This is a genomic window from Nocardiopsis deserti (assembly GCF_008638355.1).
In the GTDB taxonomy this organism is placed as follows: Bacteria; Actinomycetota; Actinomycetes; order Streptosporangiales; family Streptosporangiaceae; genus Nocardiopsis; species Nocardiopsis alborubida.
On the sequence record NZ_ML703349.1, the window covers coordinates 76,599 to 95,224 of the forward strand.

Annotated in this window: 13 protein-coding genes; 7 read left to right on the forward strand and 6 right to left on the reverse strand. The window is 71.5% G+C overall.

What is annotated here, in order from left to right:
* Window positions 1-92: 92 nt before the first annotated feature.
* Both murJ and FYW99_RS05480 read right to left on the reverse strand, forming a co-directional pair.
* On the reverse strand, window positions 93-1,919 hold the full coding sequence (gene murJ / locus FYW99_RS05475; protein ID WP_150250885.1) for a murein biosynthesis integral membrane protein MurJ: 1,827 nt from the start codon (window positions 1,917-1,919) through the stop codon (window positions 93-95).
* A 177-nt stretch (window positions 1,920-2,096) separates the two neighbouring features.
* Window positions 2,097-4,745, reverse strand: a complete 2,649-nt coding sequence (locus tag FYW99_RS05480; RefSeq protein WP_394350331.1) for a DUF6049 family protein — start codon at window positions 4,743-4,745, stop codon at window positions 2,097-2,099.
* Between the two features lie 328 nt (window positions 4,746-5,073).
* On the opposite strand from FYW99_RS05480, the gene FYW99_RS05485 reads away from it, so the two are divergent.
* Window positions 5,074-6,573 carry a CCA tRNA nucleotidyltransferase gene (locus FYW99_RS05485; protein WP_150250887.1) on the forward strand — a complete coding sequence of 500 codons (1,500 nt, stop codon included), beginning with the start codon at window positions 5,074-5,076 and terminating at the stop codon, window positions 6,571-6,573.
* A gap of 3 nt (window positions 6,574-6,576) precedes the next feature.
* Here the strand turns inward: FYW99_RS05485 and FYW99_RS05490 are convergent, their stop codons facing one another.
* The 3 genes from FYW99_RS05490 to FYW99_RS05500 form a co-directional block, all read right to left on the reverse strand.
* The gene (locus FYW99_RS05490; RefSeq protein WP_150250889.1) at window positions 6,577-7,302 is read right to left on the reverse strand and encodes a class I SAM-dependent methyltransferase; all 726 of its coding nucleotides are present in this window, start codon (window positions 7,300-7,302) and stop codon (window positions 6,577-6,579) included.
* Between the two features lie 95 nt (window positions 7,303-7,397).
* Entirely contained in the window at window positions 7,398-8,693 is a 1,296-nt protein-coding gene (locus tag FYW99_RS05495; RefSeq protein WP_150250891.1) for an MFS transporter, read from the reverse strand.
* A gap of 89 nt (window positions 8,694-8,782) precedes the next feature.
* Window positions 8,783-9,889 carry an inositol-3-phosphate synthase gene (locus FYW99_RS05500; protein WP_150250893.1) on the reverse strand — a complete coding sequence of 369 codons (1,107 nt, stop codon included), beginning with the start codon at window positions 9,887-9,889 and terminating at the stop codon, window positions 8,783-8,785.
* 960 nt (window positions 9,890-10,849) lie between these two features.
* Here FYW99_RS05500 and FYW99_RS05505 point away from each other — a divergent pair.
* The 6 genes from FYW99_RS05505 to FYW99_RS05530 all read left to right on the forward strand — a co-directional run bounded on the left by FYW99_RS05505 (window position 10,850) and on the right by FYW99_RS05530 (window position 16,930).
* The gene (locus tag FYW99_RS05505; RefSeq protein WP_150250895.1) at window positions 10,850-13,801 is read left to right on the forward strand and encodes a transglycosylase domain-containing protein; all 2,952 of its coding nucleotides are present in this window, start codon (window positions 10,850-10,852) and stop codon (window positions 13,799-13,801) included.
* A 238-nt stretch (window positions 13,802-14,039) separates the two neighbouring features.
* Entirely contained in the window at window positions 14,040-14,330 is a 291-nt protein-coding gene (rpsF, locus tag FYW99_RS05510; protein ID WP_013155834.1) for a 30S ribosomal protein S6, read from the forward strand.
* 128 nt (window positions 14,331-14,458) lie between these two features.
* Entirely contained in the window at window positions 14,459-15,052 is a 594-nt protein-coding gene (locus tag FYW99_RS05515; RefSeq protein WP_061080813.1) for a single-stranded DNA-binding protein, read from the forward strand.
* Window positions 15,053-15,151: 99 nt separating this feature from the next.
* A complete protein-coding gene (gene rpsR, locus FYW99_RS05520) occupies window positions 15,152-15,388 on the forward strand; it encodes a 30S ribosomal protein S18 (RefSeq protein WP_013155832.1) in 237 nt (78 codons plus the stop codon).
* Window positions 15,389-15,415: 27 nt separating this feature from the next.
* Entirely contained in the window at window positions 15,416-15,862 is a 447-nt protein-coding gene (rplI, locus tag FYW99_RS05525; RefSeq protein ID WP_013155831.1) for a 50S ribosomal protein L9, read from the forward strand.
* Between the two features lie 234 nt (window positions 15,863-16,096).
* Window positions 16,097-16,930 carry a peptidoglycan recognition protein family protein gene (locus tag FYW99_RS05530; RefSeq protein ID WP_190394564.1) on the forward strand — a complete coding sequence of 278 codons (834 nt, stop codon included), beginning with the start codon at window positions 16,097-16,099 and terminating at the stop codon, window positions 16,928-16,930.
* Window positions 16,931-16,996: 66 nt separating this feature from the next.
* On the opposite strand, the gene FYW99_RS05535 is transcribed toward FYW99_RS05530, so the two are convergent.
* Window positions 16,997-18,346, reverse strand: a complete 1,350-nt coding sequence (locus FYW99_RS05535) for an MATE family efflux transporter (RefSeq protein WP_150250897.1) — start codon at window positions 18,344-18,346, stop codon at window positions 16,997-16,999.
* Window positions 18,347-18,626 lie beyond the last annotated feature (280 nt).

Consider the following 18,626-nt stretch of genomic DNA (forward strand, 5'->3'; position numbering starts at 1 on the left):
AGGTCGCTGGACACCGTCGTGCTGTCCTTCACTCTCGTTCGGGCGGCTTCGGGGGCCTCGGCGGGTCAGAGCCGGGGGAGGGGGTCACGGCATCAACGACGCAGCCGGGCGCGGATCAGTTCCACGGCCCCGGTCAGCTCCGGGACGCGCAGCAGCCGCGCGCACCCCAGGAAGAGCAGCGCGCCCAGGACGCATCCGGCGGCCGGGGCACCGACGTAGGCGGCCAGACCGGGGCCCACGTAGGTGTCGAAGGCCCAGAGCACACCGAGGCCGGCCGCGATGCTCGGGACGACGGCCACGTGCAGGCGCAACAATGTGCCAATGACGTGCCTGCCGTCAAGCCCCCCGATGCGCCGGCTCAGCACGATTCCGGCGATGGTCAGCCCGGACAGGAACGAGACCATGAAGCCCGCGGCCACGCCCACGACCACCAGGTTCGGCGGAAGCACCAGGTAGGACGTCAGCGCCAGGGCGCTGTGCACGGCCAGGTTGGCGATGCCGATCATCGCGGGGGTGCGGGTGTCGCCCATGGCGAAGAACACGCGCAGCATGAGCTGGAACACGGTGAAGGGCACCAGGCCCAGCGACATGACCGCGAGGATCTGGCCGATGCTCTCCGCGTCGTCCACCGAGATGGACCCGCGCGCGAAGGCCAGGACGGACAGCGGCTCGGCGAACATCGCCACCGCGAAGGCGGTCGGCACCAGCACGAACGCGGAGACGCGCAGGGTGCGGGAGAAGTCGGCGCGGACGGCGTCCCAGTCGTGGTCGTCGGCGTGGGCGCTCATCCGGGGCAGCAGCACGGTGATGAGGGAGACCGCGATGATCGCGTACGGCAGCTGGAAGAGCTGGTACGCCAGGTTGTAGGCGCTGATGCCCGCGCCGACGTCCAGGCCCTCCCTGATGCTCGCCACGTTCGCGGCGTTGGCGATGTTGGTGGTGATCCACAGCCCGGCCTGGGTGAGCAGGGTGTAGAGCATCATCCACCCGGCGGTGCGCACGGCCTCGCCGAGCCCGGAGCCGCGCAGGTCCAGGCGGGGGCGCCAACGGTAGCCGGTGCGGGACAGGGCCACGAACAGCACCACCGCCTGGAGCGCCATACCGGCCGCGGTGCCCGCGCCCAGCAGGGTCAGCTGGCCGTCGGTGACGGTCTCGGGCGTGCGGCCCGGACCGGCCACCCACAGGAACACGCCCGCCACGCTCATGATGACGAGGTTGTTCAGCACCGGAGCCCACACGGCCGCGCCGAACCTGCCCCGGGTGTTGAGCATGGCGCTCAGCAGGCCGCTCATGCCCACGAAGAAGATCTGCGCCAGCAGGTACCGCGCGAGGTAGACCGAGGCGTCGAACTGGACCGGCGTGAACCGGGAGCCGTACAGCCAGATGAGGAACTCGGCTGCCGCGATCGCGACCGCGGTGAGCAGCAGCAGCGCCAGCAGCGTGGTGGTGAACAGGCGGTCCTCGGTGGCCTTGCCGCCGTCCGCGTCACGCTTACGCCGCTTGACCAGGAACGGGATGATGACGCTGGCCATCAGACCGCCGATGAGCAGGTCGTTGAGGATGAAGGGGATCGTGTGCGCCGTGTGGTAGGCGTCACCGAGCAGGTGGGTGCCGATGGCGGCGCCGAGCACGATGGTGCGGGCGAAGCCGGTGATCCGGGAGGCCAGGGTGCCCACGGCCATGATGGCGCTGGAGCGCATCATGCCGCCGCCGCCCGACCCGGTGTCCCCGCCCTGGTCGGAGCCGCCGCCGGAGTCCCCTCCGGACCCGCTCCCCGGGTCGGTGACGGGACCCGGCACCTCGCCCTCCTCGAAGGTGGGCGCGGGGCCGCTCCCGGAGCGGACCGCGCTCGGGAGCGGGGTTTGCGGCTGGGGGCGTCGGCGGTGCTTCCCGCCGCCGTTCGAAGAGTCGGTGACCACCGTGGATCAAGCTTCCTTTCGTCCGACTGGGGAATGTCCGGCCGCGGCGCCGTGGTCCGGCGTCCGCGGGTCGGCCACGCGGGTGCGGTCCGCGTGCGCCGACATGGAGACGTGCGGGTGTGTCGACATGGCGTCCTGTCGGTAGGGAGCCATGTCACCCTCTCCGGAGCCGCTGGGTCATGTTCCCGTGCCCTCGCGGCCCCGCTCCGCGCCGCCCGACGCCGCGGCCGGGGAGTCGGCTTCCTCGGGGCCGGAGGGGTCCTCCGGCCGTTCGGCGTCCTCGGCCTCCTCCGCCGGAGGCGCGTCCTCGTCCCCGCCCGTTTCCGCGGCCGGGGAAGCGGTCTCCGCAGGGGAGGGGTCCCCGGCCGTGCCGGAGGCGGTGTCCCGGTCCGCCGCGGAGGGGTCGCCTCCGGGCGGACCGCCCTCGGACGGGTCCTCGGAGGACGTTCCCCCGGAGTGTGGGACGTCCGCGGAGTCCGCGGTGTTCGCGCCGTCCCGGTCCGCCCCGGCGGCGGTCTCGGCGGTTCCGGCAGCGGCCTTGCGGCGGACCCACTTGCGCAGCGCGCGCGGGGCCAGGGCCGCGACGAGGATCAGCAGGCCGATACCGCTGATGGCCAGCGCCTGGGTGCCCAGGCCGGTGGCGTTCACCGGGATCTCGACGTCCTGGCTGCTGATCGGCTCACCCTCGGAGTTCTGTAGGCCCACGTTGAGGACGGTGCGGCCGTTGACCCTGGCCGACAGCGGAATGTAGACCGTGGTCCGGGTGCCCGGCTCCAGCTCGAAGGAGTGGTTGTACTCGCCGACGCTCAGGCGGTCGGAGTTCTCGGAGAAGACCGACAGGTTCACGAAGACGGTCTCCTCCTCCAGGTCGTTGGCGACCAGGATGCCGGTGGTGCCGGTCCGGCTGGCCAGGGTGACCGGCTCGCCGGGGATGACCCGCACGTCGTTCATGCGGTCCTGCACGTCCTGGGCGACCAGGGAGCGGGTGGCGCCCGCCATGGCCTCCTCCTCCCGCCAGTACACCGACTCCAGGCGCAGCAGCGCCGGGCGGAACGGGTCTCTGTCGCCGACCAGGACGCTGTTGAACAGGCGCACGTCCCGGCTCACGTCCTCGACCAGCTCCAGGTAGGTGGAGCTGAGCTCCTCCCCGCGCGCGCTGTCGGGGTAGGTCAGGGACCGGCGGGTCCGCTCGCGCTCACCGGCGTCGGGCAGCTCGACCTCGTCCAGCCTCTGCGGGGACAGCCACGGCAGGTCCTCGGAGGCGGCCAGCACGCCCCGGGCGAACTCGGCGTCGGGGTTCCAGTCCGGCTCCGGCGAGGCGACGACCACCCGGTCGCTTCCGGCGTTCTCGCCCGCGATCATCGCGGTCTCGGCGGCGAAGCGCTGGAGCGCGAGCTCGGACTGGCCCGGCTCACCGGTGGGCATGGACAGCACGTCGGTGACGCCCTCGTCGGCGACCAGCGCGAACGGCTCCTCCGAGGTCTCCTCCTCCGGCGCGGGCAGCGGGGCCTGCGCGGTGGGGGTCGTGGACAGCCAGGACGCGGCGGGCAGGGCGTCCTCGTCCAGCAGGAAGCGGGACGCGCCGTGCGAGGCGAGCAGCTGGTAGACGCCCTGGTCCATCAGGCCGTTCGGGGGCAGGGCGAAGGTCTCGTCGGCCTCCGTCTCCAGCGCCCTCAGGACCGCCTCCTGGCCGACCCTCAGAGCCGCCTCGGCGTCGGAGCCCATGTCGTGCCGCAGCAGGGCGGCCAGGTCGGCCCGGGCGTAGGGGGTGGCCACGACGTTGTCGGCGGCCAGCACGCGGCGGGCCTCGCGCAGCCACACCTGGGCCGCCTCGCTGGTCTCCGCGTCGTTGCGCACGGGTTCGGACTCGGCGGGCACGGCGAGGGGGTCCTCCACGACCGAGTGCCCGGAGGAGGCCATGCGCAGGATGTCGTCGAGCGTGCCGGGGTCCACCGCCCAGGTGACCGGCACCCCCTCGGCGCGCTCGGTGACCTCCTCGGCGGACCCGTCCTCGCCCTCCGCGTTCTCCGTCTCCGCGTTCTCCGCGCCCTCGCCGGTGGCCTCCTCCGTGGGGAGGGCCTCCGCGGTCTCCTCCGCGGTGGCGGTGCCCTCGGAGGGCTCCTCGGACTCCTCGTTCAGACCCAGCAGCTCGACCAGGTCCTCCTCCCCGGCCTCGAAGGACACCGGTGCCTGCGCCCCCGCGGCCAGCAGGCGGCCCAGGCGGCCGTCGGCGGTGACCGACGAGTGCAGGTCGTCGTTGAGGAAGGTGTTCTCGTCCGCGCGCTGGGGAGGCGCCATCAGCGGCCACACCCAGGCGATGTCGACGGAGGGGACGTCGTCCCCCCCGCCCGTGTAGGGGAGGAAGGTGTACTGGGAGCCGATGACCTGGCCGTCCCCGTCCACGGCCTCGACGACCAGCGGGTACACGCCGTAGGAGTCCAGGCCCAGGTCCTCGACCGGCGCGCTCAGGGAGTACGCGGCGCTGGCCTCGGGGGCCAGCGCCGCGGTGACCTCCTCGTCGGGCCCCGACGCGTTGGGCTGCCAGCCCTCTCCCGAGGCGAACTCGTCCAGTTCGCCGCGGTCGCTGAAGGGGTGCCGCGAGTAGCTGAGCCGCACGCTGACGTCACTCAGGTCCTCGGAGGTGGTGTTGGTCACCTCGCCGGTGACCCGCAGGGTGCTGTCCTCGTCGGCCGCGTCCGGTGTGACGCGCTCGACGACGAGCGGATCGGCCGCCCCTTCGGGCTCCGCGTTCGCGGACGTGGCCGGTATCGGAAGCAGCGCGGTGGTGAAGGCCATGACCACCGTCGCGGAGGCAAATCGACGCAACGCTTGACCGGTTTCCTGACTCGGGTCCAGGTGGCCGTCCCGCCGGTGACGCGGTGCGGGGGGACGGTCGGAAGTACCCGCACGGCGCACACGGCGTACGCGGGTCGGGTGGACGCGGGGCAACCGGGGCGTCCTACCACTTCCCTCGAAGATACCGCCTTCCCCGTGCGTGGAGTCGGGTCGCGGCCGACGCGCGGCGTGTAGGGGGAACCGGGTCCCCCACCGAACGGCGGCGGTCCGCCGAGACGGCCGCCGATCCGTGTACGGCCCGGTACCGGGGGGTGGAGACGATTCGCGGTTTGCTTCGGGCGCCGCCTAGTCTCGTGGTGTGCCGAACACAGAGTTTTCGCGGGAGAGCGACGCCGCCCAGCAGCCGGACGCCGGGGACGCACCGGGTCCGGGTGCGCTGACCGGTGCGCAGCGTGCGGCGATCACGGCGTTGGCGGACTCCTTCCCGACCGTCTCGGAGGAACTCGGCGACCGCTTCGCCGCGCACGGCCACCAGCTCGCCCTCGTCGGCGGGCCGGTGCGCGACGCGCTCCTCGGCAGGCCCGCCAACGACGTGGACCTGACCACCGACGCGGTGCCCCAGCGCATCCTGGAACTCGTGGACGGCTGGGCCGACTCCGTGTGGACCGTCGGCATCGACTTCGGCACCGTGGGCCTGCGCAAGAAGGGTCTCCAGCTGGAGATCACCACCTACCGCAGCGAGTCCTACTCACCCAAGTCCCGCAAGCCCGAGGTGGCCTACGGCACCGACATCCACGACGACCTGCTGCGCCGCGACTTCACCGTCAACGCCATGGCGGTACGCCTGCCCGGCCTGGAGTTCGTCGACCCGTTCGGCGGCCTGTCCGACCTGCGGGACAAGGTGCTGCGCACCCCCGGAAGGCCCGAGGACTCCTTCAGCGACGACCCGCTGCGCATCATGCGCGCGGTCCGCTTCGCCGCCCAGCTCGGCTTCACCCTGGCGCCCGAGGTGGCCGATGCCGCCCGGGGCATGGCCGACCGGCTCTCCATCGTCTCCGCCGAGCGCGTCCGCGACGAGCTGACCAAGCTCATGCTCAGCCCCGACCCGCACCGCGGCGTCGAGCTCATGGTGGAGCTGGGCATCGCCCAGTACGTGCTGCCGGAGATCCCCAAGCTGCGCCTGGAGATCGACGAGCACCACCGGCACAAGGACGTCTACGAGCACTCCCTCACCGTCCTGGACCAGGCGATCGAGCTGGAGGAGAAGCGGGGCCACGAGCCCGACCTGGTGCTGCGCCTGGCGGCGCTGCTGCACGACGTCGGCAAGCCCAAGACGCGCGCCTTCGAGTCCGGGGGACGGGTGACCTTCCACCACCACGAGGTGGTGGGCGCCTCGATGAGCCGCAAGAGGCTCACCGCGCTGCGCTTCCCCAAGGACGTGGTGTCCGACGTCAGCACCCTGGTCGAACTGCACCTGAGGTTCCACGGCTACGGCAGGGGCGAGTGGACCGACTCCGCGGTCCGCCGGTACGCCCGCGACGCCGGTGCGCAGCTGGAGCGGCTGCACATCCTCACCCGCGCCGACTGCACCACCCGCAACCGCCGCAAGGCGGCGGCGCTGGCGCGCTCCTACGACGACATCGAGCGGCGCATCGAGCTGCTCGCCGAGCAGGAGGAGCTGGACCGCATCCGCCCGGACCTGGACGGCAACGAGATCCAGGAGATCCTGGGGGTCGGGCCGGGGCCCGTGGTCGGCCGCGCGTACCGCTTCCTGCTGGAACTGCGCCTGGAGAACGGCCCGATGGGCAGGGAGGCCGCGACCGAGGAGCTGCGCGCCTGGGCGGCCGAGCACCTGTGAGGGTCAGCGGCCCGGCTTGACCGCGGTGACCGCCATGGCCATGCCGAACACGCGCAGCGGGGTGCCCTCCAGGGTGTCGGACAGGGTCTGCAACGCCGTGGTGCGGCGGTCGAACGGCGGCATCAGGTAGTCGATGGCGCGCACGCGCAGCCCGGCGTCCCGCAGCAGGCGCCCCATCTGCTGGGTGGTGAACGCGCGCGCGTCCGACATGCGTGCGTGCAGGGGTCCGATCCAGGGCAGGAAGGGCGCGGTCAGCGCCGAGCGACGCCGACCGCCCCAGAGCACGCCGTGGGTCTCGAGGGGGAACCAGCGGTTGGGCGCGGTCAGGGAGAGCGCACCGCCCGGCTTGAGGACGCGGCGGACCTCGTTGAGGGCGCCCTCCAGGTCATCGGCGTGCTCGACCACCTCGAACGCGGTCACACGGTCGAAGGTGTTGGCGTCGAAGGCCAGGGCGTCGGCGGACATCTTGTGGATGCCGATCCGGTCCTCCAGCCCGGTGCCCGCGATGCGCTCGGCGAACGCGTCGAGCCGCTCGGGTTCGAGGTCGATCGCGTCCACGCGCACGTAGCCCCCGGCCAGTTCGACCGTGTGGACACCGTCGCCGCAGCCCACGTCGAGCAGGCGGTCGCCGCGGACGGGCAGCTGCCGGGACACCGCCCCGACGCGCTTGACCACCCCCCGCGGCCCGAAGGCGCTGGAGGCGTCGCCCAGTGCGTCACCGCTGTGCATGGAGAACCATCCCCGCTGTCGACAAGTCTCCCCGTGGACACTACAACACGTGACCACATGGCAACGGGTCGACGTGTCACCAGGTCGACAAGGCGCTACGCGGTCTCGTGCTCCGCCTCGGCGGCGGTGGCGCGGCGCCCGCGCACGACCCAGGCGGCGCCCATCGCCAGGTAGGCCGCGGCCATCGCGACGACCACCGCGGGGCTGACCCCCGACGGCGGGACCAGCGCGGCGGCCAGTGCCGCGCCCAGGACGAACGTGGCGTTGAACAGCACGTCGTACACCGAGAACACCCGCCCCCGGAACGCGTCGTCGACATGTCGCTGAACCAACGTGTCGACGGTGACCTTGACCCCCTGCGAGACGAAGCCCAGCGCGAACGCGGCCACGGGGAAGAGCACGGGCGAGAAGGGCAGCCCGAACACCACCAGGACCACGGACGCCGCCGCCAGCTGCAGGGCGATCCACGTCCCCGGCGCCATCCGCGCGGTCGCCCACGGGGTGGCCACCGCGCCCACGAGGAACCCCGCCCCCGACAGGCCCATCGCCACCGAGAAACCGGCCAGCCCGGCCACGCCGCCGCCGGTGAAGGTGTTGTTGTACAGCAGCAGCGTCAGCAGCGTGGAGACCCCGAACAGCACCCGGTGGCCGCCGATCGTGAGCAGCGCGTCGCGGGCCTCCGGGCGCGCCCAGAGGTGGCGCACACCCGAGACCATGCCCCGCACCACGTTGCGCACGGCCGCCGAGACCTCGTCCGGCTCCCGCTCCAGGTGCGGGCCCAGCTCGTCGTGGCCCAGGGTGAGGGAGACCAGCGCCGCCCCGGCGAAGCCGAGCGCGGCCACGAACAGGATGAGCCCGGTGCCCAGGGCGTCCTCGCCGCCAAGCAGCCCGATCGCGGCGCCCGCCCCCGCGCCCAGGAAGCTCGCCGCGGTACCGCTGGTCGGCGTGACCGCGTTGGCCATCATCAGCTTGTCCCGGGCCACCACGTAGGGCAGCCCGGCGGACAGTCCGGACAGGAAGAAGCGGTTGACGCTCAGCACCAGGAGCGCGGCGAGGAGGAAGGCCGGGCTCTCGCCCTCCGACACCAGGAACGCGCTCGCCACCGCGAGCGCCGCCTTGGCCAGGGAGGACAGCAGCAGGATCTGGCGCCGGGGCCACCTGTCGATCAGCACCCCGGCGAACGGGGCCACCACCGAGAACGGCAGGAGCAGCACGGCGAAGGCGGCGGCGACGGCACCGGCGCTGGTGTGCTGCTCGGGGGTGAAGAAGACGAAGCCCGCCAGCCCGGCCTGGTAGACCCCGTCGGAGAACTGCGCCACCAGCCGGGTGCCGAACAGGCGGCGGAACCGGGGCCCCCGCAGGACCACGCGCAGATCACCGAAGAAGGACACGGCACCAAGGGTAGGCCGTGCCCGGGGCCGGGGCGGCCCCGGGGAGGAACCGGTCCCGGCCGGGTGCCGGGACCGCTCGCCTGAACGCCCTACTCGTCAGCGCTGCCGTGCTGGCCGGAAACACCGGGCTGGTCAGAGATGAACTGCTCGACCTTGTCGTGGGCCTCGGCGTCGCTGTACTGCTCGGGCGGGGACTTCATGAAGTAGGAGGACGGACCCAGGATCGGGCCGCCGATGCCGCGGTCCTTGGCGATCTTGGCGGCGCGGACCGCGTCGATGATGATGCCCGCGGAGTTGGGGGAGTCCCAGACCTCCAGCTTGTACTCCAGGTTCAGCGGCACGTCGCCGAACGCGCGCCCCTCCAGGCGGATGTAGGCCCACTTGCGGTCGTCCAGCCACGGCACGTGGTCCGACGGGCCGATGTGCACCGAGCCGGCCTTCAGTTCGTGGGGGATCTGCGAGGTGACGGACTGGGTCTTGGAGATCTTCTTGGACTCCAGACGGTCGCGCTCCAACATGTTCTTGAAGTCCATGTTGCCGCCGAAGTTGAGCTGGTACGTGCGGTCCACGATCACACCGCGGTCCTCGAACAGCTTGGACAGCACCCGGTGGGTGATGGTCGCGCCGATCTGCGACTTGATGTCGTCGCCTATGATCGGCACACCGGCTCTGGTGAACTTCTCGGCCCACTCGGGGTCGGAGGCGATGAACACCGGCAGGGCGTTGACGAAGGCGACGCCCGCGTCGATCGCGCACTGGGCGTAGAACTTGCCGGCCTCCTCCGAACCCACCGGGAGGTAGGACACGAGCACGTCGGCCTTGCTGGCCTTGAGGGCCGCGACCACGTCCACCGCGTCCTCGGGGGACTCCTGGATGATCTCGCGGTAGTACTTGCCGAGCCCGTCGTAGGTCGGTCCGCGCATGACGGTGACGCCGGTCGGCGGCACGTCGCAGATCTTGACGGTGTTGTTCTCGCTGGCCGTGATGGCGTCGGCCAGGTCGTGACCGACCTTCTTGGCGTCCACGTCGAAGGCTGCGACGAACTCGATGTCGCGCACGTGGTACGGGCCGAACTGCACGTGCATCAGGCCTGGTACCCGGGACTCGGGGTTGGCGTCCTTGTAGTAGTGCACGCCCTGGACGAGCGACGCCGCACAGTTGCCGACGCCCACGACGGCTACACGTACCGAACCCATTGGTCCTTGCTCCTTCTTGTTCGCGAACATGGATTCCACGGCGCACGACGACGGGACCGCGCCGACGGCGGCTCCGGGTCCCGTCGTCCCGCGTTCGTTTCCCGTATGTGGTCAGCAGCGCACACGGCGTTTCTGTTCCCACCCACCGTCCCGCACCGCCCTCGGCGTGCGGTGTCCGGTGCGCGGAGCCCCCCGTGCCCTCTCCGCCGTCCTCTGCGGACGGCCCGGGCGCGGTTCGCGTCCCGCGACGAGAACCGCAGGGGGAACATGCATGTCTGGCTGTTTTGTTCAGTTCTGACTCTATCTCCGCCCACCCGCGGGCCCGCATGCCGGACCTGTGACACGTGTCTGACACGCGTCCGCGTGCGCGCGTCGGCCGCCCTCCGTGAACCCCCGGAATCCTGCGGGGAAAATCTCACACACCCATCCCTACCAGCGTCGACACCGAACACCTCTCGGGCGGGTTGTCGCCCGGCCGGCTCGTCGGCCTTCGGTTTGCCTGCCCTGAACTGGCACAACGGGCGTTTCCCGGCGAAACATGACCAGGTGTCCCAGGACGCGCGATAACCTCGCGCGTGGGTTGTGCTATACCGTTCGATCGCTCTAACGTGACCTGTGATTTGCGTGCGTAGCCGGTAGAGCCCCCGGACCCAGCCCCTGCCGCGGCGGCGTTTCCGTAGGCACCGAGCACCGAGGGCTGTCGCTCCCGCAGGCCAACGACCAGGAGGAAGAAGCGGCTTACGTCTTCGCGACCTGTGTGAAAACCCCCGCCCGCCTTCAGGCGTCCTTTATGAAGCCTTGAACGACAGGCACAGCGTTGGACACGGCCACGCCGGCCCGGTCCACGCCAGTCATCGCGAGAAGCAGGTCGCGGATCACCGATCCCCCAGGGGGACCGTCCCCCCGTTTCCACCAAGGAATCGTCAGGCCGACCGGCCGTGAGAGGCAATCGAGGACCACGTGAGTACCGAACGACGACGGAACGCCGATGGCGGCCGTCGCCGGGCCGACGGCCCGGCCGACGGCTCGCGCGGCGGCGGCGGACGGCGCCGGGCCGACGGCCCGCCCCGGGACGAACCCTCCGGAGGCCGCCGCCGCCCGGACGCCGGTGACGGCTTCTGGGGAGACGACGCCGGGCCCGAGCGCCCGCGCCGCCGACGCCCCCCGGAGCAGGAGGCCCGTTCCGAGGGCCGCCGCCGTTCCGAGGGCGAGCGCCCCCGGCGCCCCGAGGGACAACGACGCGCCCCCGCGGACGGCGACCGCCCCCGCCGCCGTTCCGAGGGCGAGCGCCCCCGGCGCCCCCAGGACGGCGAGCGCTCCGGCCGCCGTTCCGAGGGCGAGCGCCCGCGCCGCCCCGAGGGACAGCGCCGCCGCCCGGACGAGGACCCCCGCGGCCGCCGCAGGGCGGCCGGTTCCGGACCGCGCGACCCCCGAGACCCCCGCGACCGCGGCCGTGACCGCGAGAACGCCGTCCGCTCCGAGGGGCGGCGCGCCCCTGGCCGCGGCTCCCGCGCCGCCGCCGGAGGTGGAGGCCGGGGAGGCCGGGGAGGCGGTCGGCGCCGCGGCCGCGACGAGGAGCCGGACGACCGCCCCTGGTTCAAACGCTTCCTGTCCAAGGCGTGGAAACCCGCCCTGGCCGTCTTCGGCCTGATGATCATCGGCGGCGTGGCGACCTTCGCGATCCTCTACGCCACCGCCCCCAACGTGAACGAGTTGGAGGCCAAGGCGGACACCGAGCTGTCCGCCACCCAGATCATGTGGGCCCCCGAGGGCGACGCCGAACCCGAGGTCGCGGTCACCACGGGCGAGGTCAGGCGGGTCGAGGTCCAGAGCGAGGACATCCCGCAGACGGTCATCAACGGCGTGCTCGCCGCCGAGCAGCGCACCTTCTACACCGACCCCGGCATCAGCGTCTCCGGTATCGGGCGCGCGCTCCTCTCCGGCGGCGAGGCGGGCGGCGGTTCCACCATCACCCAGCAGATGGCCCGGAACTACTACAGCGACCTGGAGATCGACAACCAGTACATCCGCAAGATCCGGGAGATCTTCATCTCCATCAAGCTCAACCAGCAGATGGAGAAGGAGAAGATCCTCTCGACCTACCTCAACACCATCTACTTCGGCCGCAACGCCATGGGCATCCAGATGGCCGCCCAGTCCTACTTCGGCAAGGACCTGGACGAGCTGACCGACGCCGAGGGCGCCTTCCTGGGCATCATCATCCAGATGCCCAGCAACTTCCAGGGCGAGATGGGCGACTGGACCAGGACCTACCTCACCGAGGAGCGCTGGCCCTACGTGCAGGACCAGCTGGCGCTCATGCACGAGGACGACCCCGACCTCGGCCTGCCCCGGGCGGAGGCCGAGGCCCTGGAGATCCCCGAACTCATCCCCTACGGCACCGAGGAGGGCGAGGAGGAGCAGGAGTACGACCCCAAGTTCGACTACGTCCGCCAGGCGGTCGTCCAGGAGATCGAGGAGCGCTACTCCGAGCAGGGGATCACCGCCCAGGACATCGCCACCCAGGGCTTCGTCGTGCAGACCTCGCTGGACCCCGCGCTCATGGACGCCGCGCGCAGCTCCTTCGACGTCCTGCCGAACACCCCCGAGGACACGATGATGGGCCTGACCGCGGTCGACCCCGCCACGGGGCAGATCGTCGCCTTCCACGGGGGCGACAACGTGGTCGAGGACGTCAACAACTCGCTGATCCACCGGACGCAGGCGGGTTCGTCCTACAAGCCCTACGTGCTCGCCACCGCGCTCACGAACGGCATCAGCCTCAACAGCACGTTCGACGGCGACTCCCCCCAGGAGTTCCCGGGGCTGCAGAGCGAGGTCATCAACGCGGGCGGCACCAGCCACGGACCGGTCGACCTCGTCTACTCCACCGCCCATTCGGTCAACACCCCGTTCGTGGAGCTGGCGTCGAGGCTGGGCCCGGCCACGGTGGACGAGCTCGCGGTCCGGGCCGGTGTGGCCGAGGAGCAGACCACGACCTCGGCCCAGGGGCCGCTCATCGCGCTGGGCACCCACCAGGTGAGCGCGCTGGACCAGGCCGAGGGCTACTCCACCTTCGCAGCCGGGGGCGTGCACCGCCCGGCGCACATGGTCACCGAGCTGCGCACCGCCGACGGTCAGGTCGTCCCGCCCGACGACGCCGACCTGCTGGAGGACGGCGAGCAGGTGGTCACCTCGGAGGTCGCGGCCGACGTCACCTACGCCATGACCCAGGTCGTCGAGCCCGGCGGCGGCGGTGACAAGGCCGCGCTGCCCGACGGGCGCCCCGTCGCGGGCAAGACCGGTACCTCCAGCGACGCGGTCTCCGCGTGGTTCGTGGGCTACACGCCGCAGCTGGTCGCCGCGGTGGGCCTGAGCCGTGCGGACGCCAGCCAGCCCCTGGAGTTCGACGGCCAGACCGCGGGCGAGATCTTCGGTGGCACCACCTCGGCCAACGTGTGGCGCGAGTTCATGATCACGGCCATGGAGGGCGTCGAACCGGCGCAGTTCCCGCCGCCCGCCTACGTCGGCACGGAACAGAGCTTCGTGCCCACGCCGTCCCCGAGCGCGGAGGAGAGCGACGAGCCCACCGACGAGCCCTCTCCCGAGGAGTCCCCGAGCGAGAGCCCGCCGGAGTGCGACCCGGCCATGCCCGACTCCCCGCAGTGCCAGGACCAGCAGACCGAGGAGCCCTGCGAACCCGGAATGGGCCGGGACTGCCCGGAGAGCCCGGGCCCGGGAGGCCCGGACGAATGCGGTGGCTTCCCCCGGCCCGGGTGTGAGGACACCGAGCCGAGCGGCGACGCCACGGACCCGGAGCAGGAAGGCGGCGACCAGGGCGGCTGGCCCTTCCGGGCGAACGAGGCCGGGAGCGACGCCAACAGGATGATCATCCTCGGCCGGAACGACTGACCCGGTTCCGGATGGGTGAGGGGGCCGGTGCGCGTGGAGCGCACCGGCCCCCTCCACGTGCACCCGGGCCCGTCCACAGACCGCACCGGGAGGTGCGCGGCTGCTGGTAATCTTGGTTCCCGTATGGCTCAGAGTCCGCGCGACGCCCGCCCCCGCGGCGCGGAACCCGTCCCGGACTCCTGCCCTCCTGCTATGGAGATTCCATGGCCGCGACAGTCCAGAGGAGGAACGTACGCCTATGCGTCGTTACGAACTCATGATCATCCTCGACCCCAACCTCGACGAGCGCACCGTCGCCCCGTCGCTGGAGAACTTCCTGGGTGTCGTCCGCAACGACGGCGGCTCGGTGGAGAAGGTCGACATCTGGGGCAAGCGCCGTCTCGCCTACGACATCGACAAGAACGCCGAGGGCATCTACGCGGTGATCGACCTCACCGCCGAGCCCGCCACGGTCAAGGAGCTGGACCGCCAGCTCGGTATCGCCGAGGCCGTGCTCCGCACCAAGGTGCTCCGCCCCGAGGTCCACTAGGCGGCACCCCGCCGCCGCCCCCCGCCCCGACTTCCGCCCGGCCCTGATCGTTATGTCAGTGGTGGCGCGGATGATCGGGGGAACAGGCGAAACCGCCTGATCCGACTACCTCGAACCGGAGCCCATCCATGGCAGGCGAAACCCAGATCACGCTCGTCGGCAACCTGGTCGACGACCCTGAACTGCGCTTCACTCCCAGTGGAGCCGCGGTCGCCAACTTCCGTGTGGCCTCGACGCCCCGCACCTTCGACCGCGCGTCGGGGGAGTGGAAGGACGGCGAGTCCATGTTCCTCACCTGCACCGTCTGGCGGCAGTACGCGGAGAACGTGGCCGAGAGCCTTCAGCGCGGCATGCGCGTCATCGTGCAGGGCCGACTGAAGCAGCGCTCGTACGAGACCCGCGAGGGTGAGAAGCGGACCGTCTTCGAGATCGACGTCGACGAGGTCGGCCCGGCCCTGCGCAGCGCCACCGCCAAGGTGACCAAGTCGCAGCGCCAGGGTGGCGGCGGCGGCTTCGGTGGCGGCGGTGGCGGCGGTTTCGGCGGCGGCCAGCCCCAGCAGGGCGGCGGCTACGGGAACCAGGGCGGCGGCTTCGGCGGGTCGCAGGGCGGCGGAGGCCGCAGCGGTCCCCCGGCCGACGACCCGTGGGCGACCAACGGCGGCGGTGGCGGCGGCGGTTTCGGTGGCGGAAGCGGGGGCTTCTCCGACGAGCCCCCGTTCTAGCCGCGGCAGTACCCCGTCCGGCGCCCCGAGGCGCCAGACCCCTTTCCACATCAGACCATCCCCGGGAGGACCCCGGGGCTCTTGCGAAGGAGCACCACGATGGCTAAGCCGGCAGCGCGCAAGCCCAAGAAGAAGGTTTGCCTCTTCTGCCAGGAGAAGCAGTCCTACATCGACTACAAGGACACCACGCTTCTCCGCAAGTTCATCTCCGAGCGCGGCAAGATCCGCGCCCGCCGCGTCACGGGTAACTGCACCCAGCACCAGCGCGACGTCGCGACCGCGATCAAGAACGCGCGCGAGGTGGCCCTGCTGCCCTACACCAGCACCGCCCGCTAACGGCGATATCCGAGGGAGGTTTTTGTCGTGAAGCTGATTTTGACCCACGAGGTCAACGGTCTCGGAGCCCCCGGCGATGTCGTCGAGGTGAAGAACGGCTACGGTCGCAACTACCTGCTGCCCCGTGGGTTCGCCATCCGGTGGACGCGCGGCGGGCAGAAGCAGATCGACCTGATCCAGCGCGCGCGCTCCGCGCGTGACATCCGCACGCTGGACGAGGCCCAGCAGGTCGCGGGCCGCGTCAACGCGCTCACCGTGCGCCTCAAGCAGCGCGCCGGCGAGGGTGGCCGCCTGTTCGGCTCGGTCACGCCCGCGGACATCGCCGACGCCGTCAAGGCGACCGGTGGTCCCGAGCTGGACAAGCGCCGGATCGAGATCAAGAACCCGATCAAGGCCGTCGGAAGCCACAAGGTCCAGGTCCGCCTGCACCCCGAGGTCTCCGCGACGATCAAGCTGGACGTCGTCGGTTCCTGACCGACGCCGTGCACTGTCGGGCCCCGTCTCCCCCAGGGAGGCGGGGCCCCGCTGTTTCCGCGCCTCCGGACCCCCGTCGCGAGTCCGGCGTCATCGGAGACGGCCCGCGATCTCGCGGAGGTCTCCTGACACGCCTGGCCAACAGACAACCCTTTGATTACTCTTTGTAATCTATCGTGTTCTCTGTGTTGGTGTCGTACGTTGCACCACCCAGCACGGAGAGGACGTAGAGCCATGACCGTGGAAAGAAGAGACGAGCCGGGCCGACACACACGCGTGGACCGCAGGACCGTTCTGCGGGGAACCGCCCTCGCCGCCGGGGGAGTGCTCCTCGGCGGGATCACGGGGGTCCCCGTCGCGGACCGGGCCTCCGCGGCCACACGACCCAAGGTGTACACGCGCGCCGACTGGGGGGCGCGCGCCCCGAAGAACAAGATCGAGGTCGTGGGCCGCGGACCCACGCACATCGTCGTGCACCACACCGCCACGGCGAACGCGTCCGACACCTCGACCTCGCACGCCGCGTCGCTGTCGCGCTCCATCCAGCGGTACCACATGGACACCAACGGGTGGAGCGACATGGGGCAGCAGTTCACCATCAGCCGCGGCGGGCACATCATGGAGGGACGCGACCAGAGCCTCCGTGCCGTCAGCGCGGGGCACCACGTGCTCGGCGCGCACACCGCCAACCACAACGAGCACGCGATCGGCATCGAGAACGAGGGCACCTACACCTCGGCGGTCCCGCCCGCGGTCCTGCTGGCGTCCTTGGCGGACACCTGCGCCTGGCTGTGCCTGGCCTACCGGCTGGACCCCGACGAGGCCATCGTCGGCCACCGCGACTTCAACACGACGGGCTGTCCCGGCGACAAGCTCTACTCGGCGCTTCCCCAGCTCCGCTCCGACGTCAGGCGGATGATGCGGAAGCAGCTCGCCCACCCGGGCGGGGCGGCGGTCGCGGCACCGGAGCCCGACGAGCTGCCCACCTACCCCGACGTGCCGAGGGGCGAGCAGGTGGCGCCCTACCGCCACGGACCCGCCGTCGGTGAGCGCGACACGTTCACGTGACCCTGCCGGTTCACCGAGGGGCACAGGCGCCGGGCCCGCCACGGCCACGCCGTGGCGGGCCCCTGGTCAGGGCCGGTACGCGCCGGTGACCAGCCAGGCCGTACTGCGGGCCCGGAACCCGAGGGTGACCGCGCGCGCGAGGATCCACACCCCGAAGGCGGTCCACAGGCTCACCAGGGCCCACACGGGACCGTCCGCCAGCCGCGGCAGGACCAGGGCGAACGGCAGGAAGACCAGCATCGTCCACAGGGACGCCCATGCCAGGTAGCGCTGGTCCCCGGCGCCCATCAGCACGCCGTCCAGCACCATGGTCACCCCGCTCAGCGGCTGCAACAGCGCGACCACCACCAGCGAGGCCGTGATCAGGACGCGCACCTCGGGGTCGGAGGTGAACGGTACCCACGCCCACGGCAGCACCAGGAACACCACCGCCGTGAAGACCAGGCCCAGTCCCACGCCCCACTCCACCATGCGCCGCGTGGCGTCCCGGGTGCCCTGGACGTCCCCCGCGCCCAGGTAGCGGCCCACGATGGACTGCCCGGCGATGGCGATCGCGTCCATGGCGAACACCAGCAGCGCCCAGATGTTGTGGCTCACCTGGTACGCGGCGATCGACGCGTCGCCCAGCCGGGCCGCCACCGCCGTGGTCACCAGAGCCACCACGCGCATCGACACGCTGCGCAGGAACAGGGCGAACCCCGCCGAGGCCGAGGCGCGCAGGCCCGCCGTCGTGGGCATGAGCGACACGTCCTCGCGCCGGGCGGCGCGCGCGATCATCACCACGTACCAGAACGCGCCCCCGCCCTGGGCGAGCACCGTGGACCAGGCCGAACCCGCGACTCCCCAGTCCAGGACCAGCACGGACACCGCGCACAGGACCGCGTTGGCGACGTAGGAGCAGACCGCCACCACCAGCGGGGTCCGGGCGTCCTGGAGGCCGCGCAGTACGCCGGTACCCGCCATGACGATGAGGAGGAACGGCGTGCTGAGCAGGCTGACGCGCAGGTAGGTCAGGGCGTAGGGCGCCACGTCGGGCGAGGCGCCCAGCGCCTCCACCAGCACCGGGCCGAGCGGCCAGCCGATCGCGACGGCCGCGAGGCCCAGCAGGACCGCGAGCCACAGCCCGTCCACTCCGTCCCGTACGCCCCCGCGGACGTCGCCCGCGCCGAACCTGCGCGAGACCGCCGCGGTGGTGCCGTAGGCGAGGAAGACGCAGACGGCCACGAGCGTGAGCAGCGCCTGCCCGGCCACGCCCAGGCCGCCCAGCGCCTCGGTGCCCAGGGTGCCGACGATCGCCGAGTCGGTGAGCAGGAACAGGGGCTCACTGATGAGCGCGAAGAATGTCGGGACCGCCAGGGCGAGGATCTCGCGGTCGTGGCGGTGCCGGAAAGGGGCGGCCGAAAGCAGTTGTGGCATGACCAGCACACAGTATCGGACACGCGTTCTACGCGGGTGTGGAGTTGTCCACACCCCGGCCGAAGCCTGTGGATAACTTGTGGAAACACGCCCTGTGAGGCATCTTGCACCCCCTGACTGCATCCTGTGTTTTTGCAGGTCAAAAGCTATATACAGAGGTCGCGGCAAAGTTATCCACAGGTGATGTGCACAACCTCGGTTCGGGATGTCCTGCGGGGCACCGGACATGGTGGTAAGGGACGTGTCCACAACCTCCGGCCGAGGCGCCTCCGGCGTCCGC